23 protein-coding genes and 2 pseudogenes are annotated in these 24186 nt (G+C 64.9%); 14 read left to right on the forward strand and 11 right to left on the reverse strand.

The genetic code is table 11. The annotated features are described in order from the left end of the window. Nucleotides 1-15 precede the first annotated feature (15 nt). Both J1M87_RS16130 and J1M87_RS16135 read left to right on the forward strand, forming a co-directional pair. Nucleotides 16-1767 carry a proline--tRNA ligase gene (locus tag J1M87_RS16130; protein WP_206490472.1) on the forward strand — a complete coding sequence of 584 codons (1752 nt, stop codon included), beginning with the start codon at nt 16-18 and terminating at the stop codon, nt 1765-1767. A gap of 75 nt (nt 1768-1842) precedes the next feature. Further along, nucleotides 1843-3570 (forward strand): acyl-CoA dehydrogenase family protein, encoded by a 1728-nt coding sequence (locus J1M87_RS16135; protein WP_206490474.1) that lies wholly within the window; start codon nt 1843-1845, stop codon nt 3568-3570. On the opposite strand, the gene J1M87_RS16140 is transcribed toward J1M87_RS16135, so the two are convergent. After that, a complete protein-coding gene (locus J1M87_RS16140) occupies nt 3567-4169 on the reverse strand; it encodes a TetR/AcrR family transcriptional regulator (protein WP_241256976.1) in 603 nt (200 codons plus the stop codon). The genes J1M87_RS16135 and J1M87_RS16140 overlap by 4 nt on opposite strands. Nucleotides 4170-4251: 82 nt before the next feature. On the opposite strand from J1M87_RS16140, the gene J1M87_RS16145 reads away from it, so the two are divergent. Next, nucleotides 4252-5706, forward strand: a complete 1455-nt coding sequence (locus J1M87_RS16145; RefSeq protein ID WP_206490476.1) for an MFS transporter — start codon at nt 4252-4254, stop codon at nt 5704-5706. On the opposite strand, the gene J1M87_RS16150 is transcribed toward J1M87_RS16145, so the two are convergent. Further along, on the reverse strand, nt 5669-6109 hold the full coding sequence (locus J1M87_RS16150) for a ferritin-like domain-containing protein (RefSeq protein WP_206490478.1): 441 nt from the start codon (nt 6107-6109) through the stop codon (nt 5669-5671). The two genes, J1M87_RS16145 and J1M87_RS16150, sit on opposite strands and share 38 nt — an antisense overlap. After that, on the reverse strand, nt 6106-6621 hold the full coding sequence (locus tag J1M87_RS16155) for a hypothetical protein (protein WP_206490480.1): 516 nt from the start codon (nt 6619-6621) through the stop codon (nt 6106-6108). Before J1M87_RS16155 ends, J1M87_RS16150 begins: the two co-directional genes overlap by 4 nt. Nucleotides 6622-6805: 184 nt before the next feature. On the opposite strand from J1M87_RS16155, the gene rimP reads away from it, so the two are divergent. The 8 genes and pseudogenes from rimP (at nt 6806) to J1M87_RS16195 (ending at nt 14820) form a co-directional block, all read left to right on the forward strand. Next, entirely contained in the window at nt 6806-7384 is a 579-nt protein-coding gene (rimP, locus tag J1M87_RS16160) for a ribosome maturation factor RimP (protein ID WP_206490482.1), read from the forward strand. Next, nucleotides 7381-8388, forward strand: coding sequence for a transcription termination factor NusA (nusA, locus tag J1M87_RS16165; RefSeq protein ID WP_206490484.1), 1008 nt, complete (start codon nt 7381-7383; stop codon nt 8386-8388). Before rimP ends, nusA begins: the two co-directional genes overlap by 4 nt. A 96-nt stretch (nt 8389-8484) precedes the next feature. Continuing rightward, entirely contained in the window at nt 8485-8817 is a 333-nt protein-coding gene (locus J1M87_RS16170; RefSeq protein WP_206490486.1) for a YlxR family protein, read from the forward strand. 97 nt (nt 8818-8914) lie between these two features. Next, nucleotides 8915-11481 (forward strand): annotated as a pseudogene (gene infB / locus J1M87_RS16175) (translation initiation factor IF-2). A 154-nt stretch (nt 11482-11635) separates the two neighbouring features. Then, nucleotides 11636-11926: a DUF503 domain-containing protein gene (locus J1M87_RS16180; RefSeq protein WP_206490488.1), complete on the forward strand. Its 291-nt coding sequence runs from the start codon at nt 11636-11638 to the stop codon at nt 11924-11926. An 86-nt stretch (nt 11927-12012) separates the two neighbouring features. Next, on the forward strand, nt 12013-12501 hold the full coding sequence (gene rbfA, locus J1M87_RS16185) for a 30S ribosome-binding factor RbfA (protein WP_206490655.1): 489 nt from the start codon (nt 12013-12015) through the stop codon (nt 12499-12501). Between the two features lies 1 nt (nt 12502). Beyond that, the gene (locus J1M87_RS16190; protein ID WP_206490490.1) at nt 12503-13498 is read left to right on the forward strand and encodes a bifunctional oligoribonuclease/PAP phosphatase NrnA; all 996 of its coding nucleotides are present in this window, start codon (nt 12503-12505) and stop codon (nt 13496-13498) included. Then, on the forward strand, nt 13495-14820 hold the full coding sequence (locus tag J1M87_RS16195) for an MATE family efflux transporter (protein ID WP_206490492.1): 1326 nt from the start codon (nt 13495-13497) through the stop codon (nt 14818-14820). The genes J1M87_RS16190 and J1M87_RS16195 overlap by 4 nt, the downstream gene beginning before the upstream one ends. 23 nt (nt 14821-14843) lie before the next feature. Here the strand turns inward: J1M87_RS16195 and J1M87_RS16200 are convergent, their stop codons facing one another. From J1M87_RS16200 to J1M87_RS16215, 4 genes are read right to left on the reverse strand one after another with little or no spacing between them, the layout of a single operon-like run. Beyond that, nucleotides 14844-15938 carry a sulfate/molybdate ABC transporter ATP-binding protein gene (locus tag J1M87_RS16200; protein ID WP_206490498.1) on the reverse strand — a complete coding sequence of 365 codons (1095 nt, stop codon included), beginning with the start codon at nt 15936-15938 and terminating at the stop codon, nt 14844-14846. Beyond that, the gene (locus tag J1M87_RS16205; protein ID WP_307830826.1) at nt 15935-16762 is read right to left on the reverse strand and encodes an ABC transporter permease; all 828 of its coding nucleotides are present in this window, start codon (nt 16760-16762) and stop codon (nt 15935-15937) included. Before J1M87_RS16205 ends, J1M87_RS16200 begins: the two co-directional genes overlap by 4 nt. Further along, a complete protein-coding gene (gene modA / locus J1M87_RS16210; protein ID WP_206490500.1) occupies nt 16759-17550 on the reverse strand; it encodes a molybdate ABC transporter substrate-binding protein in 792 nt (263 codons plus the stop codon). Before modA ends, J1M87_RS16205 begins: the two co-directional genes overlap by 4 nt. A gap of 17 nt (nt 17551-17567) precedes the next feature. Continuing rightward, complete coding sequence (locus tag J1M87_RS16215; RefSeq protein WP_206490657.1) at nt 17568-17960, reverse strand: molybdopterin-binding protein; 393 nt, start codon at nt 17958-17960, stop codon at nt 17568-17570. Nucleotides 17961-18207: 247 nt separating this feature from the next. Between J1M87_RS16215 and J1M87_RS16220 the strand changes: the two genes are divergently transcribed. From J1M87_RS16220 to truB, 3 genes and pseudogenes are all read left to right on the forward strand, one after another. Next, nucleotides 18208-19131: a metallophosphoesterase gene (locus tag J1M87_RS16220; RefSeq protein ID WP_206490502.1), complete on the forward strand. Its 924-nt coding sequence runs from the start codon at nt 18208-18210 to the stop codon at nt 19129-19131. Further along, nucleotides 19128-19793: a 4'-phosphopantetheinyl transferase Npt gene (npt, locus tag J1M87_RS16225; protein WP_206490503.1), complete on the forward strand. Its 666-nt coding sequence runs from the start codon at nt 19128-19130 to the stop codon at nt 19791-19793. The genes J1M87_RS16220 and npt overlap by 4 nt, the downstream gene beginning before the upstream one ends. 35 nt (nt 19794-19828) lie before the next feature. Continuing rightward, a pseudogene (gene truB, locus J1M87_RS16230) lies at nt 19829-20725 on the forward strand (tRNA pseudouridine(55) synthase TruB); the annotation flags it as partial. A 37-nt stretch (nt 20726-20762) separates the two neighbouring features. On the opposite strand, the gene J1M87_RS16235 reads toward truB, so the two are convergent. From J1M87_RS16235 to J1M87_RS16250, 4 genes are read right to left on the reverse strand one after another with little or no spacing between them, the layout of a single operon-like run. Beyond that, a complete protein-coding gene (locus tag J1M87_RS16235; protein WP_374222391.1) occupies nt 20763-21497 on the reverse strand; it encodes a metal-dependent transcriptional regulator in 735 nt (244 codons plus the stop codon). Between the two features lie 19 nt (nt 21498-21516). Further along, complete coding sequence (locus J1M87_RS16240) at nt 21517-22344, reverse strand: metal ABC transporter permease (protein WP_241257075.1); 828 nt, start codon at nt 22342-22344, stop codon at nt 21517-21519. A 48-nt stretch (nt 22345-22392) separates the two neighbouring features. Then, the gene (locus tag J1M87_RS16245) at nt 22393-23208 is read right to left on the reverse strand and encodes a metal ABC transporter ATP-binding protein (RefSeq protein ID WP_206490507.1); all 816 of its coding nucleotides are present in this window, start codon (nt 23206-23208) and stop codon (nt 22393-22395) included. Next, nucleotides 23205-24167, reverse strand: a complete 963-nt coding sequence (locus tag J1M87_RS16250) for a metal ABC transporter substrate-binding protein (RefSeq protein WP_374222392.1) — start codon at nt 24165-24167, stop codon at nt 23205-23207. Before J1M87_RS16250 ends, J1M87_RS16245 begins: the two co-directional genes overlap by 4 nt. Between the last annotated feature and the right edge of the window lie 19 nt (nt 24168-24186).

A 24186-nucleotide genomic window follows, 5' to 3' on the forward strand; every position in this document is an offset into this window, starting at 1 on the left:
CTAGTCTGACAACCCGTGATCACCCGCCTTTCGCAGTTGTTCCTCCGCACCCTTCGCGACGATCCGGCCGAGGCCGAGGTCGACAGCCACAAGCTGCTGGTTCGCGCCGGATACGTTCGACGTATCGCGCCCGGTGTCTACTCATGGCTACCGCTGGGGCTACGGGTGCTTCGGCAGGTCGAACGTGTCGTGCGTGAGGAGATGAATGCCATCGGCGCGCAGGAGATCTCCCTGCCCGCTCTGCTGCCGCGCGAACCGTACGAGACCACCAATCGATGGTCCGAATACGGTGACGCACTGTTTCGGCTGCAGGACCGCAAGGGCAACGACATGTTGCTCGGACCCACTCACGAAGAGCTGTTCGCGCTGACGGTCAAGGCCGAGTACAACTCGTACAAGGATCTGCCGGTCACGCTGTATCAGATCCAGACCAAGTACCGCGATGAAGAGCGACCCCGCGCAGGCATTCTGCGCGGACGCGAATTCGTGATGAAGGACTCGTACTCCTTCGATATGGACGAGGACGGCCTGAAGAAGTCCTACGCCGCTCACCGTGAGGCGTACCAGCGCATCTTCGCCAGGCTCGGCGTCAAGTACGTCATCGTCGCTGCGACATCCGGTGCCATGGGAGGTAGTGCATCCGAGGAATTCCTGGCCGAGAGCGATATCGGTGAGGACACCTACGTTCGCTGCCTCGAGTCCGGTTATGCGGCCAACGTCGAGGCCGTCACCACCCCGGCGCCTGCACCGCTGCCCATCGAGGGCCAGCCCGCAGCACTCGACTACGAGACCGGTGACACGCCCACGATTGCGACCTTGGTCGAATGGGCCAACGGCGCTGATCTGGGTCGTACCGTCACCGGGGCCGACACACTCAAGAACATTCTGCTCAAGGTCCGCAACGCCGAGGGGGAGTGTGAGCTGCTGGCGATCGGCCTGCCCGGTGACCGGGAGGTGGACGAGAAGCGCCTCGAAGCCGCGCTGGAGCCCGCCGAGTTCGCGCTGCTGACCGATGCTGATTTCGAGGCCAATCCGTTCTTGGTCAAGGGCTACATCGGGCCTCGTGGACTGCAGGCCAACGGAGTTCGGTATCTCGTCGATCCGCGGGTGGTCGACGGGACGTCGTGGATCACCGGTGCGGACGTCAAGGGCAAGCACGTGGTGAACCTCGTCGCCGGACGTGACTTCGTACCCGACGGCACGATCGAAGCGGCCGAGGTGCGCGATGGCGACATCTCTCCCGATGGTCGTGGCCCCCTGGTCAGTGCCCGCGGGATCGAGATCGGGCACATCTTCCAACTCGGCTACAAGTACACCGATGCGTTCTCGGTCGATGTTCTGGGTGAGACCGGCAAGCCGGTCCGTCTGGTGCAGGGTTCCTACGGGGTGGGCGTCTCACGGTTGGTCGCGGTGATCGCCGAGCAGATGCACGACGACAAGGGCCTGCGCTGGCCGTCGGAGGTTGCGCCCGCCGATGTCCATCTGGTGATCGCGAACAAGGACGATGCCGCCCGTGCAGGTGCGGAGTCCATTGCAACACAACTCGATACGCAGGGAATCGAGGTTCTGTTCGACGACCGCAAGGCGTCACCGGGAGTGAAGTTCAAGGACTCGGAACTGATCGGGGTCCCGCTCGTGGTCGTCCTCGGACGCGGCTGGGCCGACGGCAAGGTCGAGATCCGCGATCGCTTCTCCGGAGAGAGTCGTGAACTGGACATCGATACGGCAGTCGAGGAGATCGTGAAGGCCGTCCGGCACACCGCGTAGGACAGTCTGCCGATCTCTCCGCGCCGTCGTGTACCCGCTGGTAGCTTCGAGTCAACGACTAGGAGAGGTCACACCGTGGGTCAGTATGCGTTGTTCGATCCGGCCACCTTCGATCCCACCGAGCTCGACGACGACTCTCGGAGACAGCTGCGTGCCCTGATCGAATGGTTCGAGAGTCGAGGCAAGGACAGGCTGCTGGCAGACGATCTGGACAGCGTCTGGCCCTCGGACTTTCTCGAATTCGTCGCGGAACAGAAGCTGTTCGCAACCTTCTCCACACCCGCCGCCTACGCGAACGGTCTTCCGAATACGCGCTGGGACGCCGCCCGCAACGCTGCGCTCAGCGAGATTCTCGGGTTCTACGGTTTGGCGTACTGGTACACCTGGCAGGTCACGGTTCTCGGCCTCGGGCCGATCTGGATGAGCGCCAACGACGATGCCAAGCGGCGGGCCGCGGCAGAGCTCGACGGTGGCGCAGTCATGGCGTTCGGATTGTCCGAGCGGACACACGGTGCCGACGTGTATTCCACCGACATGCTGCTGACGCCCACCTCCGAGGGTTCCGAGGGCCCGGAGTTCACGGCATCGGGGGAGAAGTACTACATCGGGAACGGCAATGTGGCGGGCATGGTGTCGGTGTTCGGTCGGCGGACCGATGTGGAGGGGCCGGACTCCTACGTCTTCTTCGTCGCCGACAGCGCGCATCCTGCGTACCGGCTGCATGAGTCCGTCGTGCACGGACAGATGTACGTGAGCACGTTCTCGCTGGAGAGCTACCCGGTCCGCAGGCAGGACATCCTGCACACCGGAGCCGACGCGTTCTCGGCCGCTCTGAACACGGTCAACGTCGGCAAGTTCAATCTGTGCACCGGCTCGATCGGTATCTGCGAGCATGCGTTCTACGAGGCGATCACGCACGCGCACAACAGAATTCTGTACGGCAACCGGGTCACCGATTTCCCCCACGTGCGTGCCGCATTCGTCGACGGCTACGCACGCCTGATCGCGATGAAGCTGTTCAGCGCGCGAGCGCTGGACTACTTCCGTGCCGCCGGACCGGAGGACAGGCGTTATCTGCTGTTCAATCCGATGACCAAGGCCAAGGTCACGTCGGAGGGCGAAACCGTCGTCGGTCTGCTGCACGACGTGATCGCAGCCAAGGGATACGAGAAGAACACCTACTTCCGTGAAGCCGCGCAGTTGATCGGTACGTTGCCGAAACTCGAGGGCACGGTCCACGTCAACGTCGCGTTGATGCTCAAATTCATGCCTGCGTACATGTTCTCGCCCACCGACTACCCCGATATCGTCTCCTCGTCCGAGCCGGTAGACGACAGCTTCTTCTTTGCCCAAGGTCCGGCCCGCGGCGCGAGCGCGGTGCGATTCCACGACTGGAATCCGCTGTATCGGAAACATTCCGGCATACCGAACGTCGAGCGTTTCTACGAGCAGGCACTGGCGTTCGGATCGTTTCTTTCCGAGTGTGCGCCGGACGAAGCGCAACAGAAGGACCTCGACTTCCTACTCGTCGTGGGTCATCTGTTCTCGCTCGTCGTCTACGGTCATCTCCTGCTCGAGCAGGCCGACGAGATCTCGACCGAGATGATGGACCAGATCTTCGATTTCCAGATCAGGGACTTCTCCGGGTACGCGGTCGCACTGTACGGAAAGCCGTCTTCGACTGCGGCGCAACAGCAGTGGGCGCTCGATGCCATCCGTAAGCCCGTGGTGGACGCAGATCGTTTCGAGGCGGTGTGGAACGAGGTCGTCTCGTACGACGGTCGGTACGAGATGCGCCCCTAGTCGGGGTCTGCCGGAACCAACGTGGTTCCGAATGCGCACATCGTCATCTCGTGCAGTGCGACGCTGTCGTCCGGGTGCTCGGGTGCCTGCATCGACAACAGTACGTTGAGCAGCATTCCGTGCGCGATGAACTCTCTGGCCTGGTCCTGCGAACATCCTGTGCCGCTACGGATCTGAGTGTAGATCGCACCCATACCTTCTCGTGCTCGACGGCCGATCTCGGGTACCGCGCCGGCACCGAACCCGTGCATCATCACCAGGAGTAGGTCGCGGTCGGCCACCAGATCGGCATAGGCACCGGCGAGCTTCGCCCACGTCTGATCGTCGGTGTGGTCGAGTGGGCCGCCGGCCAGTACGTTGTCGAAAGCCGCCATGATGCCGTCGATGGCGCGTTGGAATACCAGGCAGAACAACTCGACTTTGGTTCCGAACATGCGGACGACGTACGGCTGCGAGACCCCGGCCTCTTTCGCCACGGCATCCGTGCTGGTTCCGGCGTAGCCCCCGCGGGCGAACGCGCGTGTCGCGGCGTCGAGAACGAGTTCTCGACGGTCGGCTGCGTCCATGCGGGTTGCTCTGGGCGTGGGGGTATCGGACATGTTGACAGGTTATCAGTCGATAACTTACGGTCGAAAATAAGTAATCATTCGATGCTTACAAGCCTGATTCGGGAAGGTCGCCATGACCGCTACAGCCACTCCCCATGCACTGCCACCCAGCTCTCGATCGATTCCCGTGTGGTTGGGAATTGCCGCAGCATCCATACCGATGTTCATGGCCACGCTCGACAACCTGGTGATGACCAGCGCGCTTCCGGTCATTCAGCAGGACCTCAATGCCTCGGTCGGCCAACTGCAGTGGTTCCTCAACGCCTACACGCTGAGCTTCGCCACCTTCATGCTCACGGCCGCAACGCTCGGGGACAGGTGGGGCAGGCGCTCGGTATTTCTCGGCGGTATCGCGATCTTCACCGCTGCCTCGGTCGCCAGCGCTCTCGCTGCGAGCCCGGCAATGCTCATCGCGGCCCGGGCGGTGCAGGGGATGGGTGCCGCCGCCATCATGCCGTTGTCGTTGACCTTGCTCGCCGCAGTGGTGCCAGTGCGCAAGCGTGCCATGGCAATAGGGATCTGGGGCGGGGTCTCCGGGCTCGGCGTGGCATTGGGACCCGTGGTCGGTGGTGCCGCCGTGGACGGAATCTCCTGGCAGGCGATCTTCTGGATCAACGTTCCGGTGGCGCTGGTCGCGATGCCGCTCGCATACATCGCGCTGAAGGAATCGGCGGGTCGTGTCCAGCCACTCGATCTGCTCGGCGTTCTGCTGTCAGGCTCCGGAGTATTCCTCCTGGTCTGGGCTGTCGTTCACGGAAACGACGACGGCTGGGCCTCGACCACCGTCCTGGCCAGCTTCCTCGGTTCCGCAGTATTGCTCGCGGCATTCCTCGCGCGCGCAGCACGCATTCGATATTCGGTGCTGCCGCTTGCGCTGTTCCGCTCCCGTAGTTTCGCCGTCGCCAACGTCATCGGGATCACGTTTTCGCTCGGCATGTTCGGCGCTGTGTTTCTCCTCGCGCAATACCTGCAGATCGTCATGCGCTACACCCCCTTCGAGGCAGGTCTACGCACGCTGCCCTGGACTGCAGCGCCGATGGTGGTCGCTCCGATCGCGGGTCTGTTGGCCGAGCGCGTCGGACTGCGCGGCTTGCTGATCAGCGGCCTGTCCCTGCAGTCGGCGTCGCTGGTGTGGATGGCGCTGATCCTGGGTCCCGATACCGGCTACCGGTCGATCGTCCCGGCGCTGCTGATGGCCGGCGTGGGAATGGGACTGACGTTCGCGCCGTCCGCGACTGCGGTCTTGCGAGATATGAACGACGACGATCACGCCACGGCGAGCAGTGCCAACTCCACTGTGCGAGAAGTGGGTATCGCACTCGGAATTGCTGTGCTCACCGCCGTGTTCCTCGGAAACGGTGGATCGCTGACGCCCACCGGCTACACCGATGCCTTGGCACCGGCCCTACTCGTCGGTGCCGGAGTAGTCGCGATCGGCATCCTGGCCGCACTGTTCATGCCGGGCCGTACCGCCGCTGTGGCACAGACGGTCACGGTTGACCGGGAAATGCAGTCGACGATGGAGTGACGCCCAGGATCTGCTGCCATGTCGCGAGGCGAACCGCGGACTCGGTCAGGGCCTGCACTCCCATCTCGCGAGCGGCACCGGACTGGCTGCGCTCGATCAGTGAACGCCACGCGACGCTCGTGTCGGTCTCGGCCTGCACAGCCAATCGAGCAGCCGAGACGGCATCGGTCACCGGAAACGGCACTGCGTAGGCCGCAGCGGGCTCCGGTACGGCAACACTCGCGGCCTGAAGCGCGTCGATGGTCGCATCGCGGCGCGCACGGTGCGCGGCGGTGTTCGACGCCACCAGTTCGGCGCGCGAGGAGTTGGAAAATGCGGCGACGACACCGTAGGCGAACACCGCGGCGTACTCGGCGTCGAGGGCGTCCACCAGCCCTTGCTGCTCGGGACCGAGATCGCTCATGCCAGGACCACCGAGGCCGAGACCGAGCACGCAGCGCTGATCGAACCGAGAAGCCCAGCGCGATATCCGCTTTCGTTTCGAGCCGCCTGCGCGGCACTCCGAGCAGAGGCGGTCAGCGTTTCCCGCACCGCGGCGATATCGGGCGGCGGAGGTGCGGAGGCAGTCGTCGTGGTGGACGTGGCGGAGGTCTCGGTCGTCGGGGTGTCGGTAGGTGCACCGGTGGCCCGGGCGATCTCGGTATCGAGAGCATCGGCGTGTTCGGCGCGCTGCGCTGCCACGATCTCGAGTGCTGTTGCGTAGTCGGCAATCACGGTCGACGCGGCAAGGGCGTCTGCGGCATCGCTGCGCGCGGCGCGCGCCTGCGCAGTCAACGAGTCGAGCGCAGGGCCCGAGATCTCCTCGCGGCCGCAGGCGACCGTAGTGGACATGGTGGCCGCGGACAGGGCGGCGGCACCGGCGAGTCGGAACAACCCGCGGCGGCTGAGCGCGAAGGGGATGGTCGGCGTGGGCACCACGACATCGTGCCAGACCCCTGTGCCCCCGCGTTCTGTGCCCGCGTGCCGCGCCCGCGCGAAAGCGTCGGCTGTGCGTGGTCACGAGCATCGGCCGCGGGGCGGTAGGCTGTAGCTTCGGCTGATGCAGCCGGGCTGCCAGTTCGTCGTACCGCACACAACTACACACGAGGAGTTTTCCGACATGCCTGTTCCGTCGAAGGAGAGGGTTGTCGAACTGCTCGTCGACCTCGTTCGTGAGCGAGGGTACGACCTCGAAGACGTGAATGTCATCGCCGCAGGCAAACACAGCGCGGTGCGGGTGATGGTCGATCGCGAGGAGGGTGTCGATCTCGACGCGCTCCCGGAACTGAGCCGTGAGATCTCCGATGCGTTCGATGCCGTGACCGATTTCGGTGAAGCTCCGTACACCTTGGAGGTGACCACTCCCGGAATCGACCGGCCGCTGACCGAGGCACGGCATTGGCGTCGGGCCCGGGGCCGCAAGGTGCGCGTCGAACTCGCCGATGGGGGTGCATTCGAGTGTCGAGTCGGGGTACTCGACGGCGACTCGGTCACCGTGGTGATCAAGCAGAAGGGAGTGCTGTCCACCCGGGCGGTTTCACTCTCTGACGTTGTCAAAGCTGTTGTGCAGGTGGAGTTCTCGCGCCCGAGTGCCGAGGAGATGGACCTGGCGGGAGGGGTTGTGGGCAGCCGCCCTTCACCCGCGAACACCGATGAGATCGTGGATGTGGAAGCACCGGAAGAAGGGTCCAACAAGTGAATATCGACATTGCGGCACTGCGTGCGATCGAGGCGGACAAGGGAATTCCGATCGAGATGGTGATCTCGACCATTCAGACCGCGCTGCTCACTGCCTACCGACACACCGAGGGGCATCAGTCGAACGCGTGGATCGACGTCGACCGTAAGACCGGGGCCGTTCGGGTCATGGCCAAGGAATTCGACGCCGACGGCAATCTCGTCTCCGAGTGGGACGACACCCCGGAAGGGTTCGGACGCATCGCGGCCACGACCGCGCGTCAGGTCATTCTGCAGCGCCTGCGTGACGCCGAGCACGAGCGCTCCTTCGGCGAGTACTCCACACACGAGGGTGAGATCGTCAACGGTGTGATCCAGCGCGATACCCGGGCCAACTCGAAGGGCACGGTGATCGTGCGCATCGGCAGTGACGCCAACGGTGCCGACGGTCTGTTGCCCCCCGCCGAGCAGGTTCCGGGTGAGACCTACGAGCACGGAGAACGCATCAAGTGCTACGTCGTCGGGGTCGCCCGGGGAAATCGGGGCCCGCAGATCACTCTCTCTCGCACTCATCCGAATCTGGTGCGCAAACTGTTCGCGCTCGAGGTGCCCGAGATCGCAGACGGTTCGGTGGACATAGTGGCGGTGGCACGGGAGTCAGGGCACCGGTCGAAGATCGCAGTGGTGTCCACGGTGGCTGGTCTGAATGCCAAAGGTGCCTGCATCGGACCGATGGGCCAGCGGGTGCGCAACGTGATGAGCGAACTGGCCGGGGAGAAGATCGACATCATCGACTTCGACGAGGACCCCGCCACGTTCGTCGGGAATGCACTCTCGCCGTCGAAGGTTGTGTCTGTGACGGTTGTCGATGCGGCCGCTCGTGCGGCGCGAGTGGTGGTTCCGGAGTATCAGCTTTCTCTGGCAATCGGTAAGGAAGGGCAGAACGCTCGGCTGGCGGCTCGATTGACCGGTTGGCGTATCGATATCCGCAGCGATGCGGCGGCACCCGAGACGACCAGCGCATAGGGCCGGAATGCGGAGTTCGAGGCAAGACAGCGGTAGAGTGGTCTTTGGTTCGGTAACGACCTCTCCGCCCAGAGGCATGAACATGAGTATTCGGCTGTGAAAAGTCGGCCACTTCGTACATGCGTCGGGTGCAGGGAGCGAGTACCTGCCACCGATCTGTTGAGGATCGTGGTTCGAGAAGCTGGTTCGCACGAATTCGCTCTCGTCCCCGATGTCCGGCATTCGATGTCCGGCCGTGGTGCGTGGTTGCACTACAGCCGAGAGTGCCTGCACAATGCGGAGCGACGCCGAGCTTTCGGTCGTGCGTTTCGGATATCGGGAAATGTGGAATCGTCCGCGGTGACAGACGTGCTCGTGGAGCACGAACGGCTGCAGAACGAGAACACGACAAGAGCAACACCCGTCGACAAGAACAGGCAACAGCACTGATGAGCACACCGTGAAGCACCAACGATGAACGTCCATCGGAGATAACCCGAGGTCGTGCGGGCACCAAGCCTCGCTCGGCCTCTCAGTGAGGAGAGCAGTGGCAGGCAAGGCCCGCGTGCACGAGTTGGCAAAAGAACTCGGTGTCACCAGTAAGGAACTACTCGCACGGCTCAAAGAGCAGGGCGAGTTCGTCAAGTCCGCATCATCGACAGTCGAGGCCCCGGTGGCTCGTCGACTGCGCGAATCTTTCCCGTCCGAGAACGCGGACGCGCCGGCAGCACCCAACGGTCGCGCAGCGGCAGATCGCGCGGCCAGCAGCCCTGCGAAGCCAGGCGCTGCAAAACCGGGCGGACCCCGTCCCGTCCTGGAGCGGGGCGTCCCGGTGGCGGACGCCCCGCTCCAGGACAGGCAGGCCCTCGGCCTGCCGCACCGTCCGGCGGTAGCCGTCCGGCCCCCGGGCAGGGTGGGCCCCGCCCGGCACCAGGACAGGCAGGACCTCGTCCGAGTCCCGGCTCGATGCCGCCTCGTCCCAACCCAGGTGCGATGCCGACCCGTTCGGCGCGCCCCGGCCCGGCAGCAGGACGCCCAGGTCGCCCAGGAGGCGCACCCGGCGGACGTCCGGGCGGCGGCGGCTACCGCGGTGGCGGCGCTCCCGGCGCTCCCGGTGGTGCTCCCGCAGGCGGCGCTCCCGCAGGTGGTTTCCGCGGCCGTCCCGGTGGCGGTGGCCGTCCCGGCCAGCGCGGTGCAGCGGCAGGTGCTTTCGGTCGTCCCGGCGGTGCTGTTCGTCGTGGCCGCAAGTCGAAGCGGGCGAAACGCGCCGAGTACGAGAGCATGCAGGCTCCGGCAGTCGGCGGCGTCAGGCTGCCCCGCGGCAACGGCGAGACCATTCGTCTCGCCCGCGGTGCCTCGCTGTCGGACTTCGCAGACAAGATCGATGCGAACCCGGCCGCTCTGGTGCAGGCTCTGTTCAACCTCGGCGAGATGGTCACAGCGACGCAGTCGGTCAACGACGAGACGCTGGAGCTTCTCGGCGGCGAGATGAACTACGTCGTCCAGGTCGTCAGCCCCGAGGACGAGGATCGTGAACTGCTCGACTCGTTCGACCTCACCTACGGCGAGGACGCAGGCGGCGAGGAAGACCTCGAACAGCGTCCTCCCGTGGTCACGGTCATGGGCCACGTCGATCACGGTAAGACGCGACTGCTCGACTCGATTCGTAACACCACGGTGCGCGAAGGCGAGGCAGGCGGAATCACGCAGCACATCGGCGCGTACCAGGTGCTGACCGAGCTCGAGGGCAGCGAACGTCTCGTGACGTTCATCGACACCCCCGGTCACGAGGCCTTCACGGCCATGCGTGCCCGCGGTGCCAAGGCCACCGACCTCGCGATCCTGGTGGTCGCCGCGGACGACGGCGTCATGCCGCAGACGGTGGAAGCGATCAACCACGCCCAGGCGGCAGAGGTGCCGATCGTGGTCGCGGTGAACAAGATCGACAAGGAAGGCGCGAATCCGGACAAGATCCGGCAGCAGCTGACCGAGTACGGTCTGGTCGCCGAGGAATACGGCGGCGAGACGATGTTCGTCGACATCTCCGCCAAGCAGGGCACCAACATCGAGGCCCTGCTAGAAGCGGTGTTGCTGACTGCCGACGCCTCGCTCGATCTTCGTGCCAACCCGGACATGGAGGCTCAGGGTGTCGCCATCGAGGCGCACCTCGACCGTGGTCGTGGTCCGGTTGCGACCGTGCTCATCGCTCGCGGAACGCTCCGTGTCGGCGATTCGATCGTGGCAGGCGACGCATACGGCCGCGTCCGCCGCATGGTCGACGAGCACGGCGAGGACGTCACCGAGGCGCTGCCGTCCCGCCCCGTTCAGGTCATCGGCTTCACGTCGGTGCCCGGAGCAGGCGACAACCTCCTGGTTGTCGACGAGGATCGCATCGCACGTCAGATCGCCGACCGGCGCAACGCCCGCAAGCGCAACGCGCTCGCAGCGAAGAGTCGCAAGCGCATCAGCCTCGACGATCTCGATGCAGCTCTGAAGGAGACTTCTCAGCTCAACCTGATCCTCAAGGGCGACAACTCGGGAACCGTCGAGGCTCTCGAAGAGGCATTGCTCGGCATTGCAATCGGTGACGAAGTCGAACTGCGGGTCATCGACCGCGGTGTCGGTGGCGTGACGGAGACCAACGTCAACCTGGCGTCGGCGTCCAACGCGATCATCATCGGCTTCAACGTTCGAGCCGAGGGCAAGGCAACCGAACTCGCCAACCGCGAGGGCGTCGACATTCGGTACTACTCGGTGATCTACCAGGCCATCGACGAGATCGAGAAGGCCCTCAAGGGCATGCTCAAGCCGATCTACGAAGAGGTCGCACTGGGCCAGGCCGAGATCCGCGCGCTGTTCCGCTCCTCCAAGGTCGGAAACATCGCCGGTTGCCTCGTCACCTCCGGTACGATCCGTCGCAACGCCAAGGCGCGTCTGCTCCGTGACAGTTCGGTCGTTGCCGAGACCGTCACCATCTCCTCGCTTCGCCGCGAGAAGGACGACGTGGTCGAGGTTCGCGAGGGATACGAGTGTGGTTTGACGGTGACGTACTCCGACATCAAGGTGGGCGATGTCATCGAGGCGTACGAACTCCGTGAAAAGCCGCGCGACTAGCTGGTGGACGGAGTCGTCAGGCTCCGTTCCCGGTCGCGTCGGCTCGGTGGTGAAGCCAGGGGAGTGACACTGCGCTCCGACTTTCGAGCCGGTGGCGGTACGACAGTTGTACCGCCACCGGTTTTGTCGTCGGAGCCGATCGAAGGACGTCAGCGTGTATCTGGGTGCTCTGGAGTTGGACGTGTTGTTGGGGGACGTGCGTTCGCTCGCCGAGAAGCGGTCGATGGTGGAACCGGTTCTCGGTGACTTGCACAAGTTGGGAGTGTCGGCCGCCGAAACCGGTGAACGAGAACGAATCCGGCGGTCACTGCTCGGAGTCGCCGCAGCAGGCACGGATGTAGATCTACTGCACGACAAACTGGACGAGTGCGAGCGGCACGTCGCCGAAAGACACGATCTGGAACTGTTGGCAGTACGTCGGAGAATTTTCGGACCCGAGGATTGATTCGCGAAATCGGCCGAGTGAAGTGCACAACCGTCGGGACGTCGGATCGAATCGGCGTTCGGCCATGAAAGAGGAGTGTGATTGTCGTGGTGGATCAGGCCAGGGCTCGTAAATTGTCCAAGCGAATCGCCGCCATCGTTGCGACGGCGATCGATCACGAGATCAAGGATCCACGGCTGGCCTTCGTCACGATCACCGACACCAAGGTGACCGCCGACCTGCACGACGCAACGGTGTACTACACCGTCATGGGCAAGGACCTCGAGACTCCGCCCGACCTACAGGGCGCGGCGGCAGGCCTGGAGAAAGCGAAGGGTGTGCTGCGCTCGAAGGTCGGAGCCGGGACGGGCGTGCGGTTCACCCCGACTTTGACGTTCGTGACCGACACGGTCCCCGATACCGCCCGTCACATGGAAGAACTCCTCGAGCGTGCCCGCATGGCCGACGAGGAGCTGGCCCGCGCGCGTGCGAACGCCACTCCGGCCGGGGACGCCGATCCGTACAAGGCCCCGCGCGAGGAAGCACTCGCGGGCCGGGACGATACAGAGGCCGTCGAGCCTGCCGAAGCCGACTGACATGTCGGATGATTCGCGGGCACTGGCCGAGCCCGTCGAGGTTGCGCGCGCGATCGAGATGCTCGAACGCGCGTCCTCGGTGACGGTTCTGTGCCACGTCCAGCCCGACGCCGACACCATCGGCAGCGGCCTGGCGATCGGTACCGCCCTCGAACGGCGCGGCGTGCGCGTGCAAGTTGCCTTCGCCGCCCCATCGTCCCTGCCCCAATCGATGGACGACATGCCGAGTCGTCACCTGCTGGTCGACGCCCACGACGTGGCCGAGACCGTCGATCTCGTGGTCACGGTCGACGCCGGAAGCAGAGATCGGTTGGGCTCGCTGGCCGACCGACTCGATACCGCGTCGGCGAGCCTCGTCATCGATCATCACCGCAGCAACACCCGCTTCGGAACGGTCAACATGGTCGTCGCGTCGGCAGAATCCACCACGGCAGTGATCGCGAATCTGTTCGATCGGTGGGGTGTGGAGATCGATGCCGATCTGGCGCACCTACTCTATGCAGGTCTGGTCACCGACACCGGATCGTTCCGCTGGGTTCGGCCGGGTTCACACCTGTTGGCCGAGAGACTGCTGGCGACGGGTATCGACGGCGCACGCATCGCGCGCACGCTCCTCGATACCCACCCCTTCAACTGGCTGCCGATGCTCGGAAACGTGCTGGGTTCGGCGGCCCTGCTACCCGATGCGGCCGACGGTGGCGGATTGGTCTACGCCGTCATCCGTAGCGAGGATGCGGCCGGGCTCCGGTCCGAGGAGATCGAGAGTGTGATCGACATCGTGCGCACCACCTCGGAAGCCGAAGTCGCCGCCGTGTTGAAGCAGCAGGACTTCACTTCGGTGTGGGTGGTCTCGCTGCGCTCGAAGACCAAGGTCGACGTGTCGGCAGTGGCCTACACGCTCGGCGGAGGCGGTCACCGCAACGCAGCGGGCTACACCGCGACGGGTCAGCTCGACGACGTGATCGACGCTCTGTGCAAGGCCTTGTCGTCGTCGTGAGCTCCACCCCCGTCACCGCTCGACGAATCCTCGGGCTGTCGCTGCCCTCATTGGGCGTCCTCGCCGCCGAGCCCCTGTACTTGCTGTTCGATGCCGCGGTGGTGGGCCGACTCGGCGCGTTGGCGCTGGCCGGACTGGCGATCGGTGGCCTCGTGCTGGCGCAAGTCAGTACGCAACTGACGTTTCTGTCGTACGGCACGACAGCGCGGGCGGCGCGCATGCACGGTGCCGGACGTGAACGCGATGCCGTGGGCGAAGGCGTGCAGGCAACCTGGTTGGCCGTCGCCATCGGAACGGCCATCGTGATCGTGGCCCAATTGGCCGCGGAGCCCGTGGTGTCGATGCTCACCGGAGGCGGCGACATCGCCGTCGAGGCGATCGCGTGGCTGCGGGTGGCTCTGCTCGGGGTGCCGTTCATCTTGATCTCGCTGGCCGGAAACGGATGGATGCGCGGGGTTCAGAACACCGTGTCGCCGCTCCGATTCGTCGTGCTCGGCTTCGGTGTGTCGGCCGTACTGTGCCCGCTCCTCGTGCACGGCGTGCTCGGGTTTCCGCGGCTCGGGCTCGTGGGATCGGCCGTGGCGAATGTGATCGGCCAGGGTGTCGCGGGCGTGCTGTTCGTCGTAGCGGTCGTCCGAGAAGGCACGGCATTACGTCCACGGTGGACGGTGATGCGTGCACAGCTGGTGCTCGGCCGTGACCTCATCGTGCGCAGCCTTGCGTTCCAGGCGTGCTTCCTCTCGGCTGCCGCGGTCGCGTCGAGGTTCGGGGCAGCATCGGTCGCCGCCAACCAGGTGGTGCTGCACATGTGGAACCTGGTGTCGCTGACGCTCGATTCGCTGGCCATTGCCGCACAAACCCTGGTGGGGGCCGCGTTGGGTGCCGGTAGGACCGAGGACGCGCGCGCTCTGGCCTGGCGTCTGACGGTGTGGTCGACGGTATTCGCCATCGTTCTCGCCGCCCTGTTCGCCCTCGGTCGGTCGTTCGTCCCCGGTCTGTTCACCAGCGATGCCTCGGTTGTCGATCAGATGCATGCGATCTGGTGGATCTTCGTGGCGATCATCCCCGTTGCTGGTGTGGTGTTCGCGTTGGACGGTGTTCTGCTCGGCAGTGGTGACGCGGCTTTCCTGCGGAACGCGACGATGGCCTGCGCCCTCGCCGGCTTCCTGCCGTTCATCTGGTCGGCACTGGTCTTCGATTGGGGCTTGGTGGGGATCTGGGTCGGCCTGGGTGTATTCGTCGGCTTGCGCATGCTCGCGGTCGTGGGCAGAGTGCTGTCCGGCAAGTGGCTCGTGATCGGCAGTGACCGACAATTGCAGTGATCGACAACTGCAGTGACCGCCGATCACGGTTGCGAGGGCAGCGCGGGGTGCAATGCCACCTCGTGGCTCTTCACCACGAAGAACACGGTGCGCCCCGGCTCGAGCCCCAGATCCGCTGCGGCTGCGGGGGTGATGTCGGCGGCCATCCCGGGTGAGCCGTCGGGATGGGAGCGAGAGCGGACGCGAATGCCCGATCCCTGGACTTCCAATTCTTCGATCACGACCTCGAATACGTTGCGGGGGCTGGCGTGCGGTGCCGTGAGATGCACCGAGACCGCGGCGGGGGAGAACACTGCTACCAGTGGTGTCCCGGTGGCGTACCGGTCCGAACCGTGAACCGTCATACCCCAGGTGGTGGTCAGCTTCGTCGTGTCATCGGCATCGACGGCGCGGCCCGAGATCAGGTTCACTCCGGCAATGCGGGCACCGAACTCGCTTCGGGGAGCGGTGAGTACCTCGGCCACCGAGCCGCGCTCTACCACGCGTCCGCCGTCGATCACGGCGACGGAATCGGCGAGTGCGACCACATCGAGCAGATCGTGGGTGACGATCAGCGTCGTGCAGCCGCTGTCGCGCAGAACCGTCCGCAGCACCCGCCGAACGGCCGGTGCGGTTTCGACATCCAGGGCCGCAAACGGTTCGTCGAGCAGAAGCAGTCGAGGATCCGCAGCAAGGGCACGCGCAATCGCCACACGTTGGGCCTGACCACCGGACAGCTGAGCCGGACGCCGACCGGCCAGGTGTGATGCTTCGACGGCGTCCAGCCACCGATCGGCCACGGCGTTCGCGGTTGCTCGGTTCGCCCCGGTGCTCCGCGGCGCGAAGGCCACGTTGGTGCGTGCGTCCATGTGCGGAAACAGCAGCGCGTCCTGGGCGAGAGTGGCAACGCCTCGGGCGTGAATCGGGACGAACGTTCTCGCCGAGGTCTCGGTCAACATCTCCGACCCGAGTCGGACGATTCCGTCGTCCGGGGTCAGCGAACCCGACACCAGTTGCAGCAGTGTCGATTTGCCGGCCCCGTTGGGGCCGAGGATTGCGACCGTCTCGCCCTTGTCGACGTCGAGTTCGAGATCGATGCCGCGGGCTCTCAGGCTGGTACGTACGTGCAGCGAGTTCACAGCGTGCCCGAGGATCGAGTGCCGCGTACGGTGACGACGACGAGTGCGGCGACGAGAATCAACAGCAGCGACAACGCCACTGCGGCATCCGGATCGGTCTCACGCTGCAGATAGATCTCCAGCGGGAGTGTTCTGGTCACGCCCTCGAGCGAACCGGCGAACGTCAAGGTGGCTCCGAATTCACCCAAAGATCGTGCGAAGGCAAGCACTGTGCCGGACATCAATCCCGGAAGAATCAACGGAATGGTGACGCGACGTAGAACGGTCGTCGGGGTGGCCCCCAGAGTCGCTGCCACCACGTCGTAGCGACTACCGGCGGTGCGCATAGCCCCCTCGACGCTGACCACGAGGAACGGCAAGGACACGAATACCTGCGCCAACACGACGGCGGAGGTGGTGAACGCGATGCGAATTCCGAAGGCTTCGAGATGTTCGCCCAGCAGTCCCTGTCGCCCGAAGGTGTAGAGCAACGCGATTCCGCCGACCACCGGAGGTAGAACAAGTGGCAGCACGACCAAGGATCGAAGGATCGACAGCCCGCCGATCGTGCTGCGCGAGAGCACGATTGCCATGGGCACACCCAACAGCACGCACAGGACCGTGCTGGCGGATGCCGTCTTCAGACTCAGGATCAGCGCCGCAACCGCCGAGTCCGAGGAGACGAGTCCGAAGAAGTTCGACCATTCGATTCGAGTGAACATCGCGGCCAGCGGTGCCACGACGACGAGCGCACCGACCGCCGCGGGAACGAAAATCCACAGCGGCACCCCGACCGGCCTCGCGCGGCGCGGACGCGGCCGCACGTCGGGTGTCTGCACGGTCACGGTGCCGCGAAGCCTGCACCGGCAAGTACGTCTCGCCCGACGGGGCCGGTGACGAACTCGGTGAATGCGCGAGCGGTGTCGTCGTTGTCGGAGGCGCGCAACGTCGCGATCGGGTAGGTGTTGACAGCCTCGCTCGATTCTGCGAACGGTACCGCTGTCACGGCGTCACCTGCGCCGGAGGCATCGGTGACGTAGACGAGCCCGGCGTCTGCTTGGCCCGAGGTGACTTTACCGAGCACATCGGTGACCGAGGATTCCTCGCTCACCGCCGGTATGTCGGTGCCGGTTGCGGCCTCGACGGACGCGGCGGCCGCCCCGCACGGTACCTGCGGCGCGCAGATCACCGTCAGGACCGCGGGATTCGCCAGATCTGCGAACGAGGTGACGTTCTTCGGGTTTCCTGGTGCGGTGACGATGGTCAGGGTGTTGGCGGCGAAGTCGGCGGGTTCGCCCGCAACCAGGTCTGCGTCGACGATTTTGGCCATGTTGTTCGTATCGGCCGACGCGAAGACGTCTGCGGGTGCGCCTGCAATCAGTTGAGCGGCCAGATCGGAGGAACCGGCGAAGCTGAAATCGACGGTGGTGTCCGGGTGTCGGGACTGAAAGCGCGCACCGATGTCGGTGAACGGTGCGCGCAGCGAGGCCGCCGCGAACACGGTGATCTTGCCACCGACGCCGCCATCGGGCGGAGCAGAATCCGCCGCCGACGAACCGGTGGCGGAACTGCACCCGGCCAGCAGCACAGCGGCCGCGATCAGGGTGATACAGGCCGGCTTCGTGGCTTTCACTCGGATCCCTTTCCGTTCTAGGGTGTTTCGACGATGACGGTGGTGGCCTTGATGGCCGCGACGGTGACCTTGCCGGGTTCGAGCCCCAGTTCGCGAACCGACTTCGTACTCATCAGGGACACGATGGAAAAAGGCCCGCACTGCATGCTGACCTCGCTCATCACGGTGTCCGACACGACATCGGTGACCAGCCCGACCAGTCGATTCCGGGCAGAGCTGCCGCCCGAGGAGACTTCCGGCGGGGGAGCAGCATGCTCGCGGGCGTACCGGGCCAGGTCTCGGCCGGCGATCACCTTGCGGCCGGTCTCGTCTTCCAGAGAGGCAAGCGTGCCACTGTCGATCCATCGCCGCACGGTGTCGTCGCTGACGCCGAGTAGCGCGGCAGCGTCTCGTACTCGGATCGGAGGCACGGTCATTGTTGTGTCTCCTGCGCCGGGGGTTTCCGCAGAATCGTCATGAACTGCACCATATACCCGAATATGCGGACAATACGAGCGTTTCCCGTCGCCGATGCTCACAGCGGCGTCGGTTTCTCGGCGCACTCCGGCACCCGGCGGAGCGTGCCGCGGAATCTCCGTGGACCATGGGACGTTGAATCGTTCTTGGACGGTACGGCTACTCGACGCCGGCGGCCGAGCTCATCGAAAGGGGTCATCAGTGGCAGCGAAGCTGTGGGCAGTGAGCGACATTCACGTCGGACATCGAGGTAACCGTCCCGTCACCGAGGACATTTTCCCCGAGTCACCCGACGACTGGCTCATCGTGGCCGGCGACGTGTCGGAGAAGACCGACGACATCAAGTGGGCTCTCGAGCTGCTTCGTAGCCGTTTCGCACAGGTCATCTGGGTCCCCGGAAACCACGAACTGTGGACGACGGTGAAAGATCCCGTCCAGATCCACGGAGCCGCTCGGTACGAGTATCTGGTGAACCTGTGTCGCGAGATCGGCGTCGTCACCCCGGAGGACCCTTACCTGCAATGGGAGGGGGAGGGCGGACCGGCGACCATCGTGCCGATGTTTCTGCTCTACGACTACTCCTTCCTGCCTCGGGGAGCCAGAGACAAAGAACATGGACTGGCGATTGCGCGGGAGAAGAACGTCGTGGCCACCGACGAATTCCTGCTGTCCCCGCAGCCGTACGCGACACGTGACGCCTGGTGCCACGCGCGTATCGAAGCCACCCAGGAGCGGCTCGACGCGCTGGACACCACTGTTCCCACCGTGCTGATCAACCACTTCCCGATGGTTCGTCAGCCGACCGAGGTGTTGTTCTACCCGGAGTTCGCGCTGTGGTGTGGTTCCACTCGGACGGCGGACTGGCACACCAGGTACAACGCGATCTGCTCGGTGTACGGGCACCTGCACATCCCGCGCACCACCTATTACGACGGCGTCCGCTTCGAGGAGGTCTCGGTGGGTTACCCGCGTGAGTGGCAGCGCCGCGGGCTACCGAACAATGTTCTGCGACAGATTCTTCCGGTCCCCGAGTATCCGCCGGGCACGTTGAACAAGTGGGGCGGACACTTCACGGTGACGCCGGAGATGGAAGCGGAAGTAGAAAAGATGAGGGCGGGCAAGTGATCGAATCCATTCTTCCGAACGGCGTGGTCTCGGCCGAGTTGTTCGCCGATCCACCGGACCTGAAGCCTCATCCGCTCGAAGCGCCGTTGGTCGCCAAGGCGGTGGACAAGCGCAAGCGGGAGTTCACCTCGGCCCGGCACTGTGCCCGCGTGGCCATGGAGAAGTTGGGGGTCGAGCCCGCAGCGATCATGCGGGGCACGTCGGGTGCGCCGCAGTGGCCGAAGGGAGTGGTCGGTTCCCTGACGCATTGCGACGGCTATCGCGGGGCGGTGCTGGCGTATTCGATGCAGGTGCGGTCGGTGGGAATCGATGCCGAGCCGCACGGTCCACTGCCCGACGGGGTCTTGGAAGCGGTCAGTCTGCAGGCCGAACGAGACTGGCTGGCGAGTGTCGGCCGCGAGGACGTCCATTGGGATCGCCTGCTGTTCTGCGCCAAGGAGGCCACCTACAAAGCCTGGGAGCCACTGACCGGACGGTGGCTCGGGTTCGAGGATGCGCACATCACCTTCGAGCGCACCGGCTCCGGTGACGACATCTCGGGGACGTTCCGTTCGGAACTGCTGGTGCCCGGCGATACCGACAGTGGATCCCCGTTGACTGCGTTCGACGGCCGATGGAAGGTCGAGGGCGGCCTGGTGATGACCGCCATCTCGGTGATGTGACGGTCGGCCCGGCCCGCCTGGCACAATGCACTCCCGTGAGTGCTCGCGAAAAGATTTCCTCCGGTCTCGTCGGTGCCGGCTTGCTGGTGGTGGACAAGGGTCCGGGTGTGACGAGCCACGATGTGGTGGCGTCGTGTCGAAAACTGCTGCGCACCAGGAAAGTCGGCCATGCAGGGACTCTGGATCCCATGGCCACCGGCGTACTCGTTCTCGGTGTGGAGCGGGCCACCAAGATGCTCGGTCTGCTGTCGTTGACCACCAAGTCCTACACCGCGACCGTCCGGCTTGGGCGCAGCACGACGACCGACGACGCCGAGGGAGAGGTCCTGTCCGACGCCTCCGCCGGGCACATCTCGGATTCGGAGATCGCCACCGCTGTCGCCGGATTGACCGGCGACATCGAGCAGGTTCCGGCCAGCGTCAGCGCCATCAAGGTCGACGGTCAGCGCGCACACAAGTTGTCTCGGGCCGGCGAGGAGTTCACGCTGGCCGCCCGCAAGGTCACGGTCGACCGGTTCGATGTCACGGCCCGGCGTGATGTGGTGGAGCACGAGAGTAGTTTCGTCGACCTCGATGTCGAGGTCGACTGCACCTCGGGGACGTACGTGCGCGCTTTGGCGCGCGATCTCGGTACGGCCTTGGGTGTGGGTGGCCACCTGACGGCGCTGCGTCGCACTCGCGTCGGGCCCTTCACGCTCGAGCATGCGCGCACCCTCGACGAGCTGGCCGAGGATCCTGCGGTGAGCCTCGATATCGATCAGGCCGCTCGCACTGCGTTTCCGCATCGGCAGATCGATGCGGCCGAGGCCGAGTCATTGAGCCAGGGCCGCTGGCTGGACCCGGTAGGGATCGACGGGGTCTACGCGGCGATCGACCCGACAGGTCACACCATCGCACTGCTTCAGGAGCGGGGGAAGCGGGCGGGGTCGGTCGGGCGCTGTCGGGGCCGGGGCGCGGACCCTACGGCAGTCAGGTCGCGGGAACCATCCAGATCGCTTCGGCGGCACGGTGCCCGAGGTCGATGGAGTCCGTGTCACCGGTTCGTGCCAGTTCGATGGCGACGGTACCGGCGTAGTCGCGTCGTTCCTTCACCGTGATCGGCACGTCGAGAGCGATGCCGACGGAATCGAAGTAGCGGAGCATCGCAGGGTCGGAATCGGAAATTCTGGCTACTCGGCCGGATTGTCCGTCCAGATAGTCGCTGAGCCGGGTGGCGGACGGGGCGTCGACCGCACCATCGACCGAGGGAATGGGGTCCCCGTGCGGATCCCGTTCGGGATGGCCGAGTTTGGCGTCGATCCGTTCCATCATCAAGTCCGAGACGGCGTGTTCGAGGATCTCGGCCTCGTCGTGGACTTCGTCCCAGCCGTAGCCGAGTTCGCGCACGAGGTACGTCTCGATCAGACGGTGTCGACGCACCATGCCGATGGCGGCCAGGCGGCCCTTCTCGGTCAGCGAGATCGCTCCGTAGCGGGCGTGATCGACCATGCCCTGGTCGGCCAGTTTGCGAATTGCTTCGGACACCGTCGACGCGGACACACCGATGCGTTCGGAGAGCATCTTGGTGCTGACGGAGTCCTCGCTCCACTCGCTGGCAGTCCAGATCACCTTGAGGTAATCCTGCGCAACAGCGGACAGCTGGACGCCCTCGTCGGCAGAAACAGGATCGTCTTTTCGTTGCGCCACGATTGCGAGCTTAGGCAATCCAATAGGAAAAGACACTTCACTCGGCCGGAGCGAGCGACACCTGTCTGCGCCGACGCAGGGCACGGGTGACGATGCCCTGCGAGGGGCTGAACAAGTATGCGAGTACGAACACCAACCCCTGGGCCAGTACGACACTGCCGCCGGAGGAGACGTCGAGATAGAAACTCGAATAGATGCCGACCAGGGCGCATCCCACCGAAATCAGCGGTGCCAGCACCAGCATCCGTCCGAAACTGTGTGTGAGCAGGTATGCAGATGCGCCGGGCGTGATCAGCATCGCCACGACGAGGATCACCCCGACGGCTTGGAGCGCGACCACGGTGGTCAGTGCCAGCAGGGTCAGCATCACCGCGGAGATCACCGTCGGGTTGATTCCGACGGCGCGAGCCTGGGTGCGGTCGAACGCGAACAGGGTGAAATCTCGACGCTTGACGATCATGACCGCCAACGCGATCCCACCCAGGACGAATACCTGCAGCATGTCGGCCTGCGAGACGCCGAGCAGATTGCCGAACAGGATGTGATTGAGATCGATCTGACTGGGAAACTTCGAGATCAGCACGACGCCGAGCGCGAACAACGTGGTGAACACGACGCCGATGGCCGCGTCTTCCTTCACGATGGTCGTGTTGCGGACCACCCCGATCGCACCGACCGCGATGAGCGCGAACAACAGCGCGCCGATCGCGAACGGCGCACCCAACAGATACGACAGCGCGACGCCGGGTAACACCGCGTGCGAGACCGCATCACCCATCAGCGACCAGCCGATGAGGACGAGCCAGCAACTGAGGACCGCGCACACGATCGAGGCGGTGATGGTCACCAGTAGTGCCCGCTGCATGAAGGTGTACTCGAGCGGGTCGAGCAGGAAGTCGATCGGATACACCGGTCAGCTCGCTTCCGGAGTTCGGGTGTGCGTCGGGGGAGTCCCCGCGCCCAGCTGGTCGACCGTCGAGGGGTCCATGCCGAAGGCCAGCGCGAGGTTCTCCGGGCGCAGTACCTCGGCGGGGCGGCCGTGCATCAGCACCCGCTGTTGGAGCAGGATCGCCTCGTCGCACAGAGCCGGTAGTGCGTGCAGATCGTGAGTGGACACCAGTACCGCCGCACCGTGCGATGCGAGCTCGCGCAGCAGCCGGGTGATGGTGGCTTCGGTCTTCTTGTCCACGCCCGCGAAGGGTTCGTCGAGCAACAGCAACGACGCCTCCTGGGCAATGGCACGTGCGACGAACGCACGTTTGCGCTGGCCGCCCGAGAGCTGGCCGATTTGCCGATTCGCTAGATCGGCCAGGTCGACACGCTGCAGAGCGTCGTCGACGGCTGCACGATCTGCAGCTCGGGGAGTGCGGAAGAAGTTCTGTTTTCCGTATCGCCCCATCATGACGACATCACGAACGCTGATCGGGAAGGTCCAGTCCACCGATTCTGCCTGGGGCACGTAGCTGACCGTGCCTGCTTTGCGTGCCTGCGCGGGGTCCGCGCCGAAGACCGTGATGGAACCGGTGTTCGGCTTCACGACTCCCATCACGGCCTTGAACAGTGTCGACTTGCCCGATCCGTTCATCCCGACCAACCCGCACACTCGGCCCGATGCGAGCGTGAGGCTGGCGTCGACGAGAGCCACGACCTCGCGATACCGCACGTTGACGGTGTCGATCGACAACGCGTCGACGCCGTCTGCCCGTGATGCGGTGTCGTGTTCGGTCATCTTTGCCCCACCAGCGCATCGGCGATCAGCCGGGCGTCGTAGCGCAGCAGATCCAGGTACGTGGGAACCGGGCCGTCGGCATCGCTCAGGGAGTCGACATAGAGGTGTCCGCCGAACCGCGCGCCGGTGTCCTCGGCGACTTGCTGCTGCGCCTTGTCGGAGACGGTCGACTCGCAGAACACTGCGGGTACGTCGTTCTCGCGAACGAAATCGATGGTGCGGACCACTTGCTTGGGTGTTCCTTCCTGTTCGGCATTGACCGGCCACAGGTACGCCTCGTGCAGATCGAAGTCGCGCGCGAGGTACCCGAAGGCCCCCTCGCAGGTCACCAGTGCACGCTGTCGCGGAGGCAGGACGGCCAGGTCTGCGTCGAGTTCGCCCCCGACCTCTCGGAGTTGCTCGGTGTACTCGGCGGCATTGGCGCGATAGTCGGCGGCGTTGCCGGGATCGAGTTCGGCGAACGCGGCGGCGATGTTGTGCACGTACGTCTCGGCGGCGACCGGCGACATCCACGCGTGCGGGTTCACCTTCCCCGCGTATGCGTCGTCGCGAATGTAGACCGGATCCACATTCGCACTGACGACGGCATGCGGTACCGGCAGACGCTCGACGAATTTCTCGAACCAGGCTTCGAGCCCCAGACCGTTGTCCAGGATCAGCTCGGCCTGCTCGGCCGTCCGCAGATCTCCAGGGGTCGGTTCGTAGCCGTGGATCTCGGCTCCGGCCTTCGTCATCGATTCCACTCGCAGGTGTTCTCCGGCGACGTTCGCGGCCATGTCGGCGAGGACGGTGAACGTTGTCAGAACCAAAGGACGATCGTCGTCGAGCACCAACGCGTCGTCATCCCCGACGGCACGGGCGCAACCATTGCTCGCCGCGACCAGTAGGCCCGCCAGCGCACAGGTCACGACTACTCGCTCGGTGCGAGATCCACGGCCGCGAAGAAAAAAGTTAGGCACACCGAAATATTTACCGTGG

Source organism: Rhodococcus sp. KRD162, from assembly GCF_017168335.1.
Classification (GTDB): domain Bacteria; phylum Actinomycetota; class Actinomycetes; order Mycobacteriales; family Mycobacteriaceae; genus Rhodococcoides.